The organism is Leptogranulimonas caecicola, from assembly GCF_023168405.1.
In the GTDB taxonomy this organism is placed as follows: Bacteria; Actinomycetota; Coriobacteriia; order Coriobacteriales; family Atopobiaceae; genus Leptogranulimonas; species Leptogranulimonas caecicola.
The window spans coordinates 1,148,884-1,165,920 of record NZ_AP025285.1 but is presented as its reverse complement, the minus strand read 5'-3'; the positions used below and the strand labels follow the sequence as shown (position 1 = coordinate 1,165,920).

The following is a 17,037-nucleotide window of genomic DNA, read 5'->3' as shown; positions in this document are numbered from 1 at the left end:
CCTTTGCTGCCTACTCGAAGGGAGGCCCTATGGTCTTCGATGACAGTACCGCTTCCACTGCCGAGAAACCCTCGGCTGCCATCCTGTGCGCCACCCGTGCTCGGGAGGCCAAGGATGTGCTGGTAGCTCTTGGGGCCGCTGGCCGCTCACGGGCCATCCAAGCCTGTGCTGAGGCTATTCGCCGGGCCCAAGATGCCATCTCTGCTGCTAACGAGCAAGACATGAAAGCGGCCCAAGCGGCTTTCATGGCGCTGCCCCTGCAAGACAGGCTGCGTTTGGGCGCAGATCGCATCCAGGCACTGTGCGCCTCTATGGAAGAGGTGGCAGCAGCTGATGACCCTCTCGATCAAGTGGTGGGAGGTCGCAGGCTTCCCAGCGGAGTGGCGATGGAACAGGTTACGGTGCCTTTGGGAGTCGTAGCCATGATCTATGAAGCCCGCCCCAACGTCACTGGCGATGCCATTGCTCTCTGCCTGCGTTCCGGCAACGCCTGTGTGCTGCGGTCGGGGTCGGCTGCCATCAATACCTGCCGGGCCATTGTAGAGGCTGCGCGCCAAGGACTCGAGAATGTCAAGGTAGATCCCAATGTGATTCAGTTTGTGGATTCCGGTGATCGCCAGAGCTCGGTGGATCTCATGCATGCTGCCGGCCTTGTTGATCTTTTGATTCCCCGCGGCGGGGCCTCTCTTATCCACACTTGCGTGCAGGAGTCCATGGTGCCCACCATCGAGACCGGCACCGGCAATTGCCATATCTACTTGGAACGCACAGCCTCGGTCTCCATGGCCACCTCCATCGTGCTCAATGCCAAGTGCAGTCGCCCCGGTGTGTGCAATACGGCCGAGAGTCTTCTGGTAGATCGCGAGGCCGCTACGCTGCTGTTGCCTCCCGTGCTGGCAGTCCTTCATGAGCAAGGAGTCGAGCTTGTGGGCGACGCTCGAGCCTGTGCGGTGGCAGAGGCTTCCGGTATACCCATGGAAGCTGCCACTGCCGACGACTGGGGCACCGAGTATCTGGACCTTAAGATGTCGGTCAAGGTGGTGCAGGGCGTCTCAGAAGCCGTCGCTCATATCAATCGCTACGGCACTGGGCACTCCGAGTGCATTGTCACCAACGATTACGAGGCTTCACAGGTTTTCTTGACCCAGGTGGATGCAGCGTGCGTGTATGTAAACGCCTCTACGCGCTTCACCGACGGCGGCATGTTTGGGCTAGGCACAGAGATCGGTATCTCCACCCAAAAGATCGGTGTGAGAGGACCTATGGGCGCCTCGGCACTCACCACCACCAAGTACCTGTTGCGAGGCACGGGTCAGGTGCGCCTATGACCGCACCTTCTTCTACCCCCGCCTATCTGGTAGCTTCTGCCCAGCAGGCTGCCGGCGCTTCAGGGCTGCTGCATCTCAACGGCATCGATCTCCCTGCACTGCCTTATAAAGAGGGGGATCCCTGTCGTGTGGGCATCATGGGAGGCACCTTTGACCCTATCCACTACGGGCACCTGGTGGCCGCAGAGCAGGCGGCAGAAGACCTGGAGCTCGACGTAGTGATCTTCATGGCGGCGGGATCTCCTGCCTTCAAGCAAGACCGGAGGGTCTCGAGTTCTGAGGATCGCTTTGCCATGACCCTTCTGGCAACTGCGGACAACCCCCGTTTTGTGGCCTCTCGCTTGGAGATCGAGCGTCCAGGCATCACCTATACCGCAGATACGCTGGCCCAAATCGCTGTGGCCTATCCTTCCTCGGTGGAGCTCTTTTTTATCACCGGTGCCGATGCCGTGGTGGACATCGTCCACTGGCACGACGCGGCGCGCATTGCCTCGCTGGCCACGTTAGTGGGCGCCACTCGGCCCGGCTACGACCTAGAGCGTGCGCGGCAGGCCATCAACGAGTCACCCATCGACTTTCAGGTGATCTATCTAGAAGTGCCGGCTCTCGCCATAAGCTCCTCTTACCTGCGCCGCCGTTGTGCTGCAGGCCAGTCGCTTCGCTATCTGACCCCCGACACCGTATGCGGCTACATTCGCAAGCACCATCTCTATGGCTGGGAACAGGTCACCGGCGAGACCATGCCAAGCCAGAAGATCTCAGCCATCTTGCCTCAGTCCCCTCTAGATCCTCCCGTCTCGCCGGAAAGCCCTTCTGCTCGGGAGACAGGTAAGGAGCTCCATTGACCGCGAATCATTCCAAAGAGACTTGCGAAGAGCCGGGGACGCTGGATTACTTCCAAGCGCTGGTAGCAGCTCCTTCTCGGCTTGATGAGGCCCAACAGGCCCAGGTGGCCCAGCTAGAGGCAGACTTGGCGGAGCATATGGCCTCAAAGCCCAGGCGCCTGGCTCATTCGCTTTCTGTGGGGCATACGGCAGAGGCGCTGGCGCAACTCTATGGAGCAGATCCCTACAAGGCGCGGGTGGCTGGCATACTTCATGACTGGGAGAAGGTCCTGCCAGACGACACGTTGGTAGAGGAGGCCCAAGAGGCCCAGATCGACTTTGGGGTAGACCTTTATAAGGTAAAACCTATGATTCATGGAGTGCTGGCGGCTCAGCGTCTTCCGGATCGCTACCCCTGGCTCGATCAGGAGACCCTTGATGCCATTGCGTGCCATACCACAGGAGTCAAAGATCCCGGCCCTCTTTCTCAAGTGCTCTTCGTGGCCGACGGCATCGAGCCTCTCAGGGGCTCCAAGGGCCCGCTGGACGCCCAGCGTTGCCTGGTGGGAAAGGCAAGCTTGTCAGAGCTCTATCTCACCAGCTTTTGCGACGGCATGGTTTACGTTATTGCTACTCGGCGCTATCTCTGGCCGGGTACCGTGGATATCTACAACGCCCTCATCCAGGCGTCGAAGGAGTCTAAATGAGCGATTCTTCCAATGATCAGACCCCTCGTTTCGAGGCAGCCTATGGCGGAGCGGTCGAGGCGCTCTCGGTGGCTCAGGTGGCCGCCTGCGCTGCCGACAGCAAGAAGGCCCAAGACATAGTGGTCTTAGATGTCACCGAGCTCTCAGACATGAGCGATTATCTGGTCATATGCACCACCACTTCCAACCCGCAAACCCAGGCGGTGCTCGAGGAGGTCAAAGACCAAGTGTCGGCCCAGCTCTCCGAGAAACCCTTCTCCATCGAGGGACGCGAGTCGGGCCACTGGATCTTGTTGGATTACGGGGCGGTCATTGTCCACATCTTCCAGCAGGACCTGCGCGACTACTATCGCTTGGAAAAGCTTTGGGGCGACGCGCCTCAGGTCCAGTTCTAGAGACGATACACAACCCTATGCGCTCCGGCCTCTGAGGAACCAGTCTCGATGAGCCTTTTGCCGGGGAAGTCTAAATATCAATATAATAAACTATTGCAGACCTTCGTCCTGGGGACGGGGGTCTGTTCCTTTGACCGTCTGCTCCCTAAGGCGCAGGTCGCGTCCATAGGCAATGGCGTCGCTCCCAAAGCGCTGTCTAATGGAATCTGCGGCCACATGGAGCTTTCGCTGTGCCTCTGCGTCTTGGGCCCGGGCTCCTGCGGCCTCTAACTTGGATGCAGCTTCTGGTCTCTGAGCTGCCGATAAGGACGCGCCTTCCAGACTCGCCACATCGAAGAGGCACGGTTGGGCCTCGGTTGCGGGGATCTCTCCAAACCGAGAAACGCCCACCCCCACCAGCCGCACCGCGATGCCGGGATGCCAGACATCGTGAAGCAGTTCGATGGCGGCTGCGCCAAAGACCGCCTCGTCATCGGTGCAGCAGGCCAGTCGTTTTTGGGCAGTGCGTCCCTGGCCAAAATCAAACTTGAGCTTAAGGGTGACCTCAGACCCTGTCAGATGTGCCTTGCGAAGTCGGCTGCCCACCATGGAGGCCACCGAGCGCACTGCAGCTTCTACGTCCTTTGCGCTATGGAGGTCTGTGGCAAAGGTGCGCTCGTTGCTCACCGATTTGGCGGGCTCCTGAAGATCTGGAGGCACTACGGGGCTCGCCTCGGTGCCTTGAGCCCGTGCTTGTAGCATGGGCCCTTGGACCCCCAAAAGGCGGCGCAGCATTTCTGCATTGGCACGGGCGAGCTGCCCTAAGGTGAAGATCCCCTCGGAATGGAGGGTTTTCTCGGTGGCAGTGCCTACGCCAGAGAGTGCGCGCACGGGAAGGGGGTCCAAAAAGAGATGCTCGGTGCCCGGAGGCACGCAGGTGAGGCCTCGGGGCTTCTCGCGCTCCGAGGCGATCTTGGCTACCGATTTGGTGGTTCCCAGGCCAATGGAGCAGGTGACGCCCAGGGCTGCCACCGCTTCCTGGATGCGCCGAGCGATGGCCACCGGATGCTCGTTGGAATAGCGGCCAGGGGTGATGTCAAAGAAAGCCTCGTCTACGGAGACCTGCTCTACCAGGGGAGTCTCGGCTTCGATGAGGGCCATCACCTGACGGCTCACTTCCCGGTAGCGCTCGTGGCGTCCCGGCGTCCATATAGCCTGGGGGCATAGGCGCTCAGCTTGCGCACTGGCCATGGCCGAGTGCACGCCAAAGGCACGTGCCTCATAGCTGGCGGTGGACACCACGCCACGCCTGTGGGAATCGCCGCCCACAATGACCGGCTTGCCCCGCCATTGAGGATGGTCCAGCTGCTCCACCGAGGCAAAAAAGGCGTCCAAGTCCAACAAGCCAATGGCAGGTCCCTGCCAGGTGAACTGAGGCAGCTCCCAGGAGGGGGTAAGGGAGGCGAAATCTCGGTCAAAGGCAGAGCCTGGGCACTTGTCAAAGACCACGGGCGCCTCCTTCCTAAGCGAGAGGTAGGGTAAACGAGAAGACCGTGCCCCCCTCGGCTGAACTTTCGCATTTGATGGTTCCACCCTGGCCTTCTATGATGGCCTTGGCGATGGGGAGACCTAGCCCATACCCGCCGGTGGAGCGGCTGCGGGCTTTGTCGGTACGGTAGAAGCGGTCAAAGATGTGGACAACGTCGTTGGGGTCGAGCACTTCACCAAAGTTGCGCACCGAGACCCGAGCGCGGTTTCGCGAGCCATCCTTTGCCACTGTCACATCTACTGAGTTACCTTTGTGGGAGTACTTCACCGCATTGTCTAGCAGGATCTTGACGACCTTCTCTGTCTCTTGGGCGTCGCCAGTCACGTGGATATTGGACTCTATATGCTCATCGATCATACAGCCCGACTCGAAAGCTACTACGTCAAACTGCATGGTCATGCCCTCTACCAATTCAGAAAGATCCATATCCTCATGCCTGTAGATGGAACCGCCGGTGAAGTGGTTCTCGTCGGCGCGGGACAGTTCAAGGAGGTTGGTGACCAAACCACGCATGCGCTCAGCCTCGGTGTTTGTGGAGAGGATCCAGCGATGATCTTCTTCGGGGATCTTGGGAAGGTCGCTTTTGAGAATGCGGCTGTTGGCCAAAATGACCGCGAGAGGGGTCTTGAGCTCATGAGATGCGTCAGCCGTGAACTGGCGCTGGGCTTGCCAGGAAAGCTGCACCGGTCGCACGATCCAACAGGAGATGCGCCACATGATCACCGCAAGCACCCCCAAAGCTCCTAGGCCTACCATAATGTTGACGTTGAGCTGGGCGGAGGAGGCGGCGCCAATGCCTGTGGTGTTGGCGATGGCAATGCGGGTGCCATGGGGGAGTGCCCCTCGCTTCCACACGATGTCGTAATCGGGCAGATACCCCATGTCCTCAGTGGAGTCTTGGGCCACGTTGAGCACGGCTGAGAGCGCGCGGTGGCCAATGATGGCAGCGGTATCGTTGCTGGAGTATTTGCCGGACCTATCGATATCCACCCAAAATACGGCCATCTGACCATAAGAGTGCTGGTCGGAGCCGTCAGAAGAAGCGGGGAGCACGCCAATGTAGGGCCGGGTTGGGGTAGTGGTGTCGAGCACGCGGTCGAGCGAGGCGGTCACAAAGCGATTGAGCTGCTGCTGCGTCATGGTGTAGCTAAAGGCGTAAGCGCCAAAAAGCACAATGGCCAAAAGCGTCATAGTAAGAATGAGGAAGTTGCGCTGTAGCGATTTGAGCATGGGCGGCATCCACTCCTTTCCTGTCGTTCTTATGGTAACGCTCAGCAGCATCTCACTTAGCTCAAGGCGGGCTAAAAAAACGTCGCCCAGGAAAGTCCTGAGCGACGTGGTTCATCTATTGCTGCTAAAGGTTGCCTAAGGGGCTCTCAGCCCAACTCCTCCAAGCGATAGCCAAGCATGCGAAGCGTGGTGATCTGGACCTCGGAGTTCAGGTGAGAGAGCTTCTTGCGCAGGAACGAGATGTAGGCCTCGGCCGAGTTCTCGGAGGTGTCGCCCTCGGTGCCCCAGATGGAGGTTAAAAGGTCATGTTTGGAGATCACGCGGCCGGTGGAGCTCATAAGCATGCGCATGACCTCGTACTCCTTTTGGGAGAGATGCACTTCTCGGCCACTGCAGCAAAGGTCATGGGTGTGCAGGTCCAAGGTGAGGTCGCCAAACTTCATCTCGTCGATGGGCACCTCGCCCTTGCGGCGGGAGATGGCACGGATGCGAGCCAGAAGCTCATCGGTGTCAATGGGTTTGGTCATATAGTCGTCGGCGCCGCAGTCTAGGCCCTCGATCTTATCGGTGGTCGAGGTCTTGGCGGTGACGATGATCACCGGGGTGGCGTTGCCGTCGCGGCGCAGCTGGTGGACTACCTCAAAACCGTCCATGGCAGGCAGCATGACGTCTAAGATGATGACGTCGTACTCATCGGTGCGAGCCAGCTCGTAACCGGTTTTGCCATCGTAGGCGGCCTTGGTGTGATAGCCGTCCTCATTCAAAATGTGGCACATGGCGTCGTTGAGGTTTTTCTCGTCTTCCACAACCAAGATGTTCATAGATCCTCCTTTTTGGCAAGACGCGCACAGGCGCGAAGACAGACGTGGGTACTGTCTTGTGGTTTCAAGGATGTACCCGAAATCTGAAATCAAGACAATCTCAAAGGAGATTTTTTTCAAATACCATAAAAAGGTCGGTAAGTGCGCTCTTTTTGGTGGCAGAAGACCTCTTGGGCAGCCGGGGGCTAAATCTTCAGGACTGCAACCTGTGGAGGGTCCTTGGGTATGAAACTCTTGGCTTCTCAGAGTAAGGTGAGTGGCTTATAGTGTGAGAGTTATGGCGCTCTCTCTGTGCCTTTGCTGCCCTTTCGTGGCTTAGGTGCCTTCAGTGCGCTATGATTGACCATGCTTGTGTGTTGTCTGCGCCTCAAGGAAGGTCTTGGGGTGCATTCGTCTGGAGGAGTTTCCATTGGCAGTCAAGATTCGTCTGGCCCGTCACGGCGCCAAGAAGCGTCCGTTCTACCGTGTAGTTGTCGCTGATGAGCGCATGCCTCGTGATGGCCGCTTCATCGAGCAGGTGGGCGTCTACAACCCCCTCACCCATCCCCACGTGATCGATCTCGACCTCGAGAAGATCGACGCTTGGATGGCCAAGGGCGCCAAGCCCAGCGACTCGGTGTCTCACCTCATCGACATCGCTCGCGAGGGCGACAAGCCTGCTCCCGTGAAGCCTCAGAAGAAGTCCAAGAAGCAGCAGGAGAAGGATCGCGTGGCTGCTGAGGAAGCCGCTGCCGCCGCTGCTGAGGATGCCGAGTAACATGGCTCAGGAGACCTCTCAGGTGGAGGCCATTCCTCAGGAACTGCCTTCTGATCAGGTCTGCGATCTGGTAGAGCTCATCGTCTGTGGCCTGGTGGATGACATCGACGCCGTGTCCTTGGACGTCACGGACTCCATGGACGGCACCCTTATAGAGGTGAGCTGTGCCCAAGAAGACGCCGGCAAGATCATAGGCAGGCGTGGTCGCACCATTAAAGCCATTCGCACCTTGGCTCGTGCCTTGGGCTCGCGCCTGGGCACCTCTGTCGAGGTTGACGTGCTAGGTTAGGCATGGATCGCTATCGCATCATAGCCTCCGTGGATAAGCCCCGCGGAGCCAAAGGGGGGGTCGTCTGCTGTCCGGTGGACGGCCTTCCCCTTCTTTTACAACCCGGTATGGCCCTCTGGATCGTGCCGCCTACCCTTCGCGGGCCCCGCCAAGTAGAAGTGCGCTCTACCAAGGACGGCCCCCGTGGCCAGCAAGTGCGCCTCTCTGGAATTGACGACCTATCCGCTGCCGAGAAGATCGCCGGCCGCTACCTGTTAGCCCGCGAAGCAGATCTTCCTGGCGACCTGCTGCTTCATGATCCCCAGGCTTTGGTGGGGCTCAAGGTAGTAGATGCGACTCTAGGGGATCTTGGCTCCATCAGCGCGGTGATGAGCGGCCCTGCTCAAGATGTCTGGGAGATCCAAGGGCCCTATGGCACGGTATTGGTGCCTGCGGTGTCGGAGTTTTTGGTGCAGGCAGACGACGACCTTATCACCATGGATCTGCCCTCGGGTTTGGTGGAGGCTTCCAGATGATCATCGAGGCCATCTCAGTCATCCCTGAGGTCTTTGGCCCCTATATGGAGGCTTCCATCTTGGGGCGTGCCCAGGCTCGTCAAATTTTTGAGTTTCGTGCCCATGATCTGCGTGACTGGACTCACGACCGCCATAGAACCGTAGACGATGCCCCCTTTGGGGGCGGTCCTGGCATGCTTATGAAGCCTGAACCGCTTTTTGAGGCTGTGCGCGCGGTACAGGCCCAAGAGCCGGTCCATGCTCGCTGCATCTTCTTCACACCCACAGGCGCCCCCTTTACTCAGGCCACTGCAGCGCGCCTGGCCACCTACGATCGCCTGCTTATGGTGTGTGGCCGCTACGAGGGCATGGACGACCGCGTCTATGAGCTGGCAGACGAGTGCATTTCCTTGGGCGACTATGTGCTTACAGGTGGGGAAGTGGCTGCGATGGCGGTGACCGATGCTGTGGTGCGCCTATTGCCTGGAGCTTTGGGCGATGATGCCTCATCGGTGTCCGAGTCCTTCTCGGACGGTCTTTTGGAATACGCCCAATACACCAGGCCCGCCTCTTTTGAAGGCCGAGAAGTGCCCTCCGTGCTACTTTCAGGCGATCACGCTAAAGTAGATCAATGGCGTCGTCGCAATGCCATCGAGCGAACGTTTCTGCTGCGCCCTGACCTTTTGGATGCCGCAGCCTTAAGCCCTGACGAGCAGGAATTTGTACAGGAGCTCAAAGCCCACTCTGCTCAGGACCTGTAGCAAGGAGTCTTTTATGCCTGAACCTACAAAAGACACCCCGCAAAATCGCCCATGGCGCTCGGTGTTGGAATGGGTCTTTATCGTGGTGCTGGCAGTAGCCTGCGCCATGGCGGTAAGGGCGTTTGTCGTCGAGCCCTTCGAGGTGCCTACCGAGTCGATGATCTCCACTATTCAGGTGGGAGATCGGCTTCTGGGAGAAAAGATTAGCTACCTGGCTCACGACCCTCAGGCGGGCGATGTGGTGACCTTCTCGGATCCAGAGAATCCTTCTACCACCCTTATCAAGCGAATTATTGCAACGCCTGGGCAGACCATCGATGTCAAAGACGGCGAGGTCTACGTGGACGGCACCAAGCTCGACGAGCCCTATACCCAGGGAAAACCCACTAATCCTATCGAGCGTCATGCAGACTTTCTGTCCTCAGACATCATCTATCCCTACACTCTGGGACAAGACGAGTACTGGATGATGGGGGACAACCGCACCAACTCGCTGGATTCTCGCTATTTTGGTCCTATCAAACGTCAATCCATCACCTCTAGGGGCTGGTTCATCTTTTGGCCTCTTAACGATATTGGAACGTTGGCCGACGCTCCCGGCAGGGCTTCGTGAGCGTAGACTAACTAAGGCATTTCATCTATGACGGCGCGCTGGATGAGGTCGACCCTGTCGTCTTCGTCGGTGCACGAGCAGGGGAGGAATCCCTTCATGAATCGTGACGCATTAACATTTCAGGATATGATCCTGGCCCTAGAGCATTACTGGGCAGATCAGGGTTGCACGGTGATGCAGCCTTACGACTCAGAGGTGGGCGCTGGTACGTTTCATACCGCCACGCTGCTGCGCTCTTTAGGGCCAAAGCCTTGGGCATGCTGCTATCCACAGCCTTGCCGCCGCCCTGCCGACGGCCGCTATGGCGAGAACCCCAACCGCATGCAGCACTACTATCAATTCCAGGTGCTTATCAAGCCCAGTCCGGTGAATGCCCAGGAGCTCTATTTGGGAAGCCTTGAGGCCATTGGCCTTGATCCTGCCAAGCACGACGTGCGCTTTGTAGAGGATGATTGGGAGAGCCCCACCCTTGGCGCCTGGGGTCTGGGCTGGGAGGTATGGCTCAATGGCATGGAGGTCACTCAGTTCACCTACTTCCAGCAAGTGGGCGGCATCGAGTGCGATCCTGTGCCGGTGGAGATAACTTATGGTCTGGAGCGCATCGCTATGTATGCCCAGGGTGTCGACTCTGTCTACGACCTCATCTGGAGTTATCTGCCCGATGGCTCGGCCATGACCTATGGCGACGTCTTCCTGGAGAACGAGCGTGAGTTCTCTGCCTATAACTTTGAGGTGGCCAACGTCGAGATGATGCGTCAGAAGTTCGACGACTATGAGCGGGAGTGCCGTTCATGTCTCGAGGCCAACCTGCCGCTGCCGGGCTACGACTGCGTGCTCAAGTGCAGCCATGCGTTCAACCTGCTGGACAGCCGCGGGGCCCTCTCGGCGACCGAGCGCACCAATTACATCCTGCGCGTCCGCACCCTGGCCAAGGCTGCCTGCGAGTGCTATCTGGCCTGCGTAGCCTCCAAGGAGGTGGCATAACCTATGCCTTACACGAGCGATTACCTGCTTGAGATCGGTTCAGAGGAGCTGCCTTCGGCCCCGCTCGACCATGCTCAGAAGCAACTGGGGCAATTGGTTGCAGACGGACTGGCCCAAGCAGGCCTTGGCGCCCATGAGGCCGAGGTCTATTCCACTCCTCGTCGTCTGGCTGTGATCGTGCACGATGTGCCTTCAGAAACCCAGGCCATCTCCACTGTCAAACGCGGTCCTGCAGCTTCCATCGCCTTTGACGCAGAGGGCAAGCCCACCAAGGCTGCCATGGGGTTTGCTCGAGGCGCCGGCGTCGCACCAGAAGATCTGGTGGTACGCGAAGAGGGCGGCAAAGAGTACGTCTTTGCCCAGATAGACATCCCCGCCAAACCTGCCAATCCCCTTTTGGAAGCGCTTTCCTCCAAGGTCATTGGCGAGCTGGATTGGCCGCGCTCCCAGCGCTGGGGTTCCACCCATGAGCGCTATGGGCGTCCGGTGCGCTGGATCCTGGCCCTCTATGGCGAAGAGCCTCTAAAGGTCTCCTATGCAGACGTGGCAAGTGGCACTACCACCCGCGGCCACCGCGTGTTGGGGCCTGGCGAGCATGAGGTGGCGCATCCCAGCGATTATCTCAATGTGCTCCGTGATGCCTACGTGCTCACTCAAAAGGAGCGTGAAGAAGCAATCCGTCAGGGCATCGCCCAGCAGGAGGAGCGGCTAGGTCTTAAGGTGGACACGCCCAAGAAGGTCTTCAGCGAGGTTGTGAACCTTTGCGAGTGGCCCACGGTCTTGGTGGGCCGCTTCGACGAGGAGTTCTTAGACGTTCCTCACGAGATCATCTGCGAATCCATGCTCTCCCATCAGCGCTATTTCCCCACCTACGATAAGGACGGCAATCTGACTCGCGACTTCATCGTGGTGGGCAATGGCGACCCTGCATGCTCAGAGACCATCATCGACGGCAACGAACGCGTGGTGCGTGCCCGTCTGGACGATGCCAAGTTCTTCTATGAAGAGGACCTCAAGCATCCGCTGGATTACTACTTGCCTCAGCTGGAGAAGGTCACCTTCCAGGAGAAGCTGGGCACTTTGCGACAAAAGGTCGAGCGTATGGAGGCTCTGGCGCCTGTAGTGGCTACCGAGGCAGGCGGCACTTCAGACGAGATCGCCTGGGCCCAGCGTGCTGCTCATCTGGCCAAGGCAGACCTGGTGACTCAGGCAGTGGTGGAGTTTACCAGCCAGCAGGGGGTCATGGGCGGCTACTACGCTTCTGCCGCCGGCGAGCCCGAGGCTGTGGCCACCGCCATCACCGAGCACTATCGTCCTCGCTTTGCCGGAGATGAGGGTCCTTCCTCGCTGATAGGCGCTTCTGTAGCCATTGCCGATAAGCTCGACACCATCGCCGGTATGTTCGCCATCGACGAGCCGCCCACCGGTTCTTCCGACCCCTTCGCCCAGCGCCGCAGTGCCATTGGCATCATCCATATGCTCGAAGACCTCCCCCAGGTTTCCCTGTCTGACCTCATCGACGCCGCTCTGGATGGCTATGCCAATCAGGGGCTTAACTTTGACCATGGTCAGGTGGCCCAAGCGGTGCGCGGGTTCTTCCTTGGTCGTCTGGCGGTCATGGCCAAAGAGCAAGGAATCTCTCCCGATACCGTCGCTGCAGTCTCTGCCGTGTCGATCATCGATCCTGCAGAGTTCTTCTCTCGGACCCAGGCTCTCGAGCAGGCCCGCTCTCAAGAAGCGGAGCTCTTCGAGGATCTGGCTACCGCCTATGCCCGCGCTGCCAACCTGGCCAACCGTGAGCTGGGCGAAGAGGTGGATGAGTCCATGCTGGGCGACGCCGAGCGCCGCCTGCTGGATGCCTGCATCGCTGGCAAGGAGCAGGTCTCTCAGGCATTGACGGCCGGAGATTATCCGGCAGCCCTCTCTGCTTTGGGTGCGCTGCGCGGGCCCATCGATGGCTTCTTCGAGGACGTCATGGTCATGGACGATGACCCTGCCATCCGTGCTAACCGCCTGAAGCTCCTCAATGCCTTTGCTGCCATCTTTACCAACGTGGCAGACTTCTCCGAGCTGGCCAAACGTTAGTCCCAACTCGGGAAACTGGGGGTTTCTCGGTAACAAAAAGAAGGGAGCACCTGGAGCTTTATTGCGAGAGGCGGGCTCCCGACAACTCAACTTTTTAAGGCTCCTGACAGCTTTAGGTTGTCGGGAGCCTTGTTGTAAATGTAGACTCTATGAATGGTTTGGACCTAACCCCGACCTTTCAGGAGGCTCAGTGCCTAAGTACAGCTTTGAGGGCGAGTCCATCGACTACGCCTGCGATTGTGCCGTTATCCATGTTATTTCAGATTCTTTGGGTGAGACCGCCTCTTCGGTGGTGACCGCTGCGGCCGCGCAGTTTCCCCTAGGCGATGTGCACATCAAGCGCCTGCCCAAGCTCACCCACGTGCGTCAAGTGATCGATTACTTTGACAGCCTGAGCGACGATGCCAAAAACCATCCCACTGCCGTATTCCATACCATTGTCGATCCCTCTCTTCGCCGAGAAGTGCGCCGCGAGCTCGATAGGCTGGAGATTCCCTCGGTAGATTTGCTGGGACCGGGCATCGCTATCCTGTCTTCGCTCACCGGCAAGGAGCCTGCAGGCGTGCCCGGCATCAATCACGAGGCAGATGATCGCTACTTCCGCCGGATCGAGTCCATGGAATTCTTTGTGGAGCACGACGACGGCCGTAACCCTCAAGAGCTCGATCTGGCAGACATCGTTCTTATCGGCGTATCCCGGACCTCTAAAACCCCGCTCTCCATGTACTTGGCGTTCATGGGTTACAAAGTGGCCAATGTCCCTCTTGCGTTGGGAGTCGAGCCGCCCATTGAGCTGGAGAATGTGGATCCTTCCCGCATCTTTGGCCTTATGTCCACTACCGATACGTTGGTGTCCATCCGCACTCGCCGCCTCTCTAAAGACGGCGCTTCAGATTACGCCGCCTCCTATGCGGATCCCGCAGAAGTGGTGGCCGAGCAGGCAGAGGCTCGCAAGCTCATGCGTCACTTGGGCTGCATGATCATCAACACCAGCGGCAAAGCGGTGGAAGAAACCGCTAATGATATCATTAATCAAATTGAAGAGCTCAAGCGCATTCGCGCCGAGTATGCCGCCCGTGAAGCTGCCGGCAAATAACTAGTGAAATAAAATCTTGCAAAGGGAGGGGACGAAAGCGCTTTTGTGTCCCCTCCGCAAGGCCAGCCGTAGATTCCTCATGAAAACGGCCGACAATTCTGTTTTTGGACCCATTCACAGTCATTTAAGACCTCTGAATACTAAAAGTATCGACCACCTCGAGCAATATCGCCGCAGGTCGATAGGTGTCCGTTAAAAAACTATGTATTCTGAGTTGAATTTCCCTCTGTGATTACTGTCATTTCAGTGTTACCTTATTGAACGTGTTCAGTTGACTGCCTTCAATCTGAAGGCCGCCGTGGGGCGCTATAAGCGTCCGTAAGAATCGAAGGAGACTTATGGCTGATCCAAATAAGCACGTCTACCGCTGGGGCATCGATGCCAACGGTAATGACATCACTGAGGCAGACGCCTCAATGAATTACGTGGTCGGCGGCAAGGGCGCCAACTTGGCCGAGATGGCAAAGATTGGCCTGCCTGTGCCTCCAGGATTCTCCATCACCTGCCAGACCTGTGTTGCCTATTCTGGCAATGACAATACCTGGCCTGAGGGCGTCTATGCCGAGATCGACGAGGCTCGCGAGGACCTCGAGAACCGCATGGGCAAGAAGCTGGGCGATCCCAAGGATCCCCTGTTGGTATCTGTGCGCTCCGGCGCCCCCTTCTCCATGCCTGGCATGATGGACACCGTGCTCAACTTGGGCCTCAATGACGAGTCTGTCCAGGGCATCATTGAGCAGACCAACAACCCCCGCTTTGGCTGGGACTCCTATCGTCGTTTCATCCAGATGTTCTCCAACGTGGTTATGGGCGTCGACGCCGATCTCTTCGAGAACGCCATCACTCAGCGCAAGCTGGCCAAGGGCGTCAAGAGCGACACCGACCTCACTGCTGAGGATCTCCAGGAGCTGGTGGCCCAGTTCAAGAAGATCTTCTCTGAGAACGTGGATACCGCAGCTCATCCCGAGATCGTGGTAGATGGCGTCGCCACCTTCCCCCAGGATCCCTACCTGCAGCTCAAGCTTGCCATCGAGGCCGTCTTTGGCTCTTGGATGAACGAGCGCGCCATCCTCTATCGCCAGCAGAACAAGATCCCCGACGACCTGGGCACCGCCGTCAACGTCCAGATCATGGCCTACGGCAACAAGGGCAACGACTCCGCCACCGGCGTCGCCTTCACCCGCAACCCTGCCGACGGCACCCGCGAGTACTACGGCGACTTCTTGGTAAACGCCCAGGGCGAGGATGTCGTGGCGGGCATCCGCAATACCCAGCCCATCGCCGAGCTCAAGGAGATGGAGGGTCTCGAGGAGGCCGGCAAGCAGCTGGACGACATCTTCGAGCTTCTGGAGAACCACTACCACGACATGATGGACATCGAGTTCACCATCGAGAACGGCAAGCTCTGGATGCTTCAGACCCGCGTGGGTAAGCGTACCGCGCTGGCCGCCCTCCACATCGCCATCGAGATGGAGAAGGAAGGCCACATCACCAAGGAGCAGGCTGTCACTCGCGTGAATCCCCAGCAGCTCGATCAGCTCCTGCACCCGCAGATCGACCCCAACGCCCAACTGGACGTGCTGGCCACCGGTCTCAACGCCAGCCCCGGCGCTGCGGTGGGCGAGGTCGTCTTCTCCAGCGCCGACGCTGTGGACTTCGCCGAGCAGGGCCGTCCCTGCATCCTGGTGCGTTGGGAGACCAACCCCGACGACCTCAAGGGCATGGTTGCCGCCGAGGGCATCCTCACCTCTCACGGTGGCAAGACCTCTCACGCCGCTGTTATCGCCCGTGGCATGGGCGCCCCCTGCGTCTGCGGCGCTGAGGCCCTGAAGATCGACGCCGCCAACAAAGAGGTCAAGATCTCCGGCACCGACGTGGTGCTCCACGAGGGCGACGTCATCACCATCGACGGCACCACCGGCCGCGTAGTGCTGGGCGCTGTGGAGTTGGTTAAACCTGAGCTCGCCGGCGACCTGGAGACCATCCTCGAGTGGGCTGACGAGATCCGTCTCGACGGCTCCACCGGTCGTGTCATGGGTGTGCGCGCCAATGCCGATAACCCCGACGACGCCAAGCTGTCCCTTGACTTTGGCGCTGAGGGCATCGGCCTTTGCCGCACCGAGCACATGTTCCTGGGCGACCGCAAGCAGATCATCCAGGACTACATCCTCTCCGAGGACAAGGATGTCAAGGATCGCGCCGTCAAGGCTCTGACCGAGGCTCAGGAGGGTGACTTCCTCCAGATGCTCGAGACCATGAGCGGCCACCCCATGATCATCCGTCTTCTGGATCCCCCTCTGCACGAGTTCTTGGACAGCCCCCGCGAGCTGGCCGTCGAGATCGCCAAGCTGGAGGCTGCTCAGGCCGATCCTGCCCTCATTGCCGAGAAGACCGCCCTCCTCGCCCGCATCGACGCCATGGCTGAGGCCAACCCCATGCTGGGCCTGCGCGGCTGCCGTCTGGGCATCATGTATCCCGAGCTCAACGAGCTCCAGGTGCACGCCATCGCCACTGCCACTGCCGAGCTCAAGCAGAAGGGCCTCGATCCTCAGCCCGAGATCATGATCCCCCTGGTTTCCACTGCCGCCGAGCTGGCCGTGGTGCGCCACCAGGTGGAGAACACCATCGCTCAGGTGGAGAAGGAGACCGGCGTGTCTCTGGAGATCCCCATCGGCACCATGATCGAGCTGCCTCGTGCCGCCGTCGAGGCCGAGGAGATCGGACAGTTCGCCGACTTCTTCTCCTTTGGCACCAACGATCTCACCCAGACCACCTTCGGCTTCTCTCGTGACGACGTGGAGAGCGCTTTCATCCCCACCTACCTGCGCAAGAAGCTGCTGCCTACCAACCCCTTCGAGACCTTGGATCCCGCAGTGGCCAAGCTCGTGGGCATGGGTGTTGCCGGTGGCCACGCTGCCCACGCCGACATCACCTGCGGCGTCTGCGGCGAGACCGGCGGCGATCCCGACTCCATCATGACCTACTATGACCTGGGTCTCGACTACGTCTCCTGCTCGCCCTACCGTGTGCCCATTGCGCGCCTCACCTCCGCACAGGCCAAGATCAAGGCTGCGGGCAACATGGGTCACCAGGACAAGTAGCCTCAGGTGAGCTTTCTCTGAACT

At 59.1% G+C, this 17,037-nt stretch carries 16 protein-coding genes; 13 read left to right on the top strand and 3 right to left on the bottom strand.

Going from position 1 to position 17,037, the window contains the following annotated elements:
• Window positions 1–29: 29 nt before the first annotated feature.
• From OR601_RS05175 to rsfS, 4 genes are read left to right on the top strand one after another with little or no spacing between them, the layout of a single operon-like run.
• A complete protein-coding gene (locus OR601_RS05175; RefSeq protein ID WP_265591244.1) occupies window positions 30–1,328 on the top strand; it encodes a glutamate-5-semialdehyde dehydrogenase in 1,299 nt (432 codons plus the stop codon).
• The gene (nadD, locus tag OR601_RS05170; protein ID WP_265591243.1) at window positions 1,325–2,173 is read left to right on the top strand and encodes a nicotinate-nucleotide adenylyltransferase; all 849 of its coding nucleotides are present in this window, start codon (window positions 1,325–1,327) and stop codon (window positions 2,171–2,173) included. The genes OR601_RS05175 and nadD overlap by 4 nt, the downstream gene beginning before the upstream one ends.
• Window positions 2,170–2,859 carry a bis(5'-nucleosyl)-tetraphosphatase (symmetrical) YqeK gene (gene yqeK, locus OR601_RS05165; RefSeq protein ID WP_265591242.1) on the top strand — a complete coding sequence of 230 codons (690 nt, stop codon included), beginning with the start codon at window positions 2,170–2,172 and terminating at the stop codon, window positions 2,857–2,859. Before nadD ends, yqeK begins: the two co-directional genes overlap by 4 nt.
• Window positions 2,856–3,254: a ribosome silencing factor gene (gene rsfS, locus OR601_RS05160; RefSeq protein ID WP_136012558.1), complete on the top strand. Its 399-nt coding sequence runs from the start codon at window positions 2,856–2,858 to the stop codon at window positions 3,252–3,254. The genes yqeK and rsfS overlap by 4 nt, the downstream gene beginning before the upstream one ends.
• Window positions 3,255–3,344: 90 nt before the next feature.
• Here rsfS and dinB read toward each other — a convergent pair whose 3' ends face one another.
• The 3 genes from dinB to OR601_RS05145 form a co-directional block, all read right to left on the bottom strand.
• Window positions 3,345–4,742, bottom strand: coding sequence for a DNA polymerase IV (gene dinB / locus OR601_RS05155; protein ID WP_265591241.1), 1,398 nt, complete (start codon window positions 4,740–4,742; stop codon window positions 3,345–3,347).
• A 13-nt stretch (window positions 4,743–4,755) separates the two neighbouring features.
• Window positions 4,756–6,012 (bottom strand): sensor histidine kinase, encoded by a 1,257-nt coding sequence (locus tag OR601_RS05150; RefSeq protein ID WP_265591240.1) that lies wholly within the window; start codon window positions 6,010–6,012, stop codon window positions 4,756–4,758.
• 146 nt (window positions 6,013–6,158) lie between these two features.
• Window positions 6,159–6,833, bottom strand: a complete 675-nt coding sequence (locus tag OR601_RS05145) for a response regulator transcription factor (protein ID WP_136012560.1) — start codon at window positions 6,831–6,833, stop codon at window positions 6,159–6,161.
• Between the two features lie 409 nt (window positions 6,834–7,242).
• Between OR601_RS05145 and rpsP the strand changes: the two genes are divergently transcribed.
• The 9 genes from rpsP (at window position 7,243) to ppdK (ending at window position 17,013) form a co-directional block, all read left to right on the top strand.
• Entirely contained in the window at window positions 7,243–7,590 is a 348-nt protein-coding gene (rpsP, locus tag OR601_RS05140; RefSeq protein ID WP_136012561.1) for a 30S ribosomal protein S16, read from the top strand.
• Window position 7,591: 1 nt separating this feature from the next.
• On the top strand, window positions 7,592–7,879 hold the full coding sequence (locus OR601_RS05135) for a KH domain-containing protein (RefSeq protein ID WP_136012562.1): 288 nt from the start codon (window positions 7,592–7,594) through the stop codon (window positions 7,877–7,879).
• A 2-nt stretch (window positions 7,880–7,881) separates the two neighbouring features.
• Window positions 7,882–8,394 (top strand): ribosome maturation factor RimM, encoded by a 513-nt coding sequence (locus OR601_RS05130; RefSeq protein WP_265591239.1) that lies wholly within the window; start codon window positions 7,882–7,884, stop codon window positions 8,392–8,394.
• Window positions 8,391–9,134 (top strand): tRNA (guanosine(37)-N1)-methyltransferase TrmD, encoded by a 744-nt coding sequence (trmD, locus tag OR601_RS05125; protein WP_136012564.1) that lies wholly within the window; start codon window positions 8,391–8,393, stop codon window positions 9,132–9,134. Before OR601_RS05130 ends, trmD begins: the two co-directional genes overlap by 4 nt.
• Window positions 9,135–9,147: 13 nt before the next feature.
• Window positions 9,148–9,747, top strand: coding sequence for a signal peptidase I (gene lepB / locus OR601_RS05120; RefSeq protein ID WP_265591238.1), 600 nt, complete (start codon window positions 9,148–9,150; stop codon window positions 9,745–9,747).
• 96 nt (window positions 9,748–9,843) lie between these two features.
• Window positions 9,844–10,731 (top strand): glycine--tRNA ligase subunit alpha, encoded by an 888-nt coding sequence (locus tag OR601_RS05115; protein WP_136012566.1) that lies wholly within the window; start codon window positions 9,844–9,846, stop codon window positions 10,729–10,731.
• Between the two features lie 3 nt (window positions 10,732–10,734).
• Complete coding sequence (gene glyS, locus OR601_RS05110; protein WP_265591237.1) at window positions 10,735–12,816, top strand: glycine--tRNA ligase subunit beta; 2,082 nt, start codon at window positions 10,735–10,737, stop codon at window positions 12,814–12,816.
• Between the two features lie 190 nt (window positions 12,817–13,006).
• Entirely contained in the window at window positions 13,007–13,912 is a 906-nt protein-coding gene (locus OR601_RS05105) for a pyruvate, water dikinase regulatory protein (RefSeq protein WP_265591236.1), read from the top strand.
• 338 nt (window positions 13,913–14,250) lie between these two features.
• Window positions 14,251–17,013 carry a pyruvate, phosphate dikinase gene (ppdK, locus tag OR601_RS05100; RefSeq protein WP_136012569.1) on the top strand — a complete coding sequence of 921 codons (2,763 nt, stop codon included), beginning with the start codon at window positions 14,251–14,253 and terminating at the stop codon, window positions 17,011–17,013.
• The last annotated feature ends 24 nt before the right edge of the window (window positions 17,014–17,037 follow it).

What these genes read in the sequence shown, in the direction of transcription:
- OR601_RS05175 (WP_265591244.1), top strand. Translation starts at nt 30, where the DNA reads ATGGTCTTCGATGACAGTACCGCTTCCACTGCCGAGAAACCCTCGGCT.
- nadD (WP_265591243.1), top strand. Translation starts at nt 1,325, where the DNA reads ATGACCGCACCTTCTTCTACCCCCGCCTATCTGGTAGCTTCTGCCCAG.
- rsfS (WP_136012558.1), top strand. Translation starts at nt 2,856, where the DNA reads ATGAGCGATTCTTCCAATGATCAGACCCCTCGTTTCGAGGCAGCCTAT.
- OR601_RS05150 (WP_265591240.1), bottom strand. Translation starts at nt 6,012, where the DNA reads ATGCTCAAATCGCTACAGCGCAACTTCCTCATTCTTACTATGACGCTT.
- OR601_RS05145 (WP_136012560.1), bottom strand. Translation starts at nt 6,833, where the DNA reads ATGAACATCTTGGTTGTGGAAGACGAGAAAAACCTCAACGACGCCATG.
- OR601_RS05135 (WP_136012562.1), top strand. Translation starts at nt 7,592, where the DNA reads ATGGCTCAGGAGACCTCTCAGGTGGAGGCCATTCCTCAGGAACTGCCT.
- OR601_RS05130 (WP_265591239.1), top strand. Translation starts at nt 7,882, where the DNA reads ATGGATCGCTATCGCATCATAGCCTCCGTGGATAAGCCCCGCGGAGCC.
- trmD (WP_136012564.1), top strand. Translation starts at nt 8,391, where the DNA reads ATGATCATCGAGGCCATCTCAGTCATCCCTGAGGTCTTTGGCCCCTAT.
- lepB (WP_265591238.1), top strand. Translation starts at nt 9,148, where the DNA reads ATGCCTGAACCTACAAAAGACACCCCGCAAAATCGCCCATGGCGCTCG.
- OR601_RS05115 (WP_136012566.1), top strand. Translation starts at nt 9,844, where the DNA reads ATGAATCGTGACGCATTAACATTTCAGGATATGATCCTGGCCCTAGAG.
- glyS (WP_265591237.1), top strand. Translation starts at nt 10,735, where the DNA reads ATGCCTTACACGAGCGATTACCTGCTTGAGATCGGTTCAGAGGAGCTG.
- ppdK (WP_136012569.1), top strand. Translation starts at nt 14,251, where the DNA reads ATGGCTGATCCAAATAAGCACGTCTACCGCTGGGGCATCGATGCCAAC.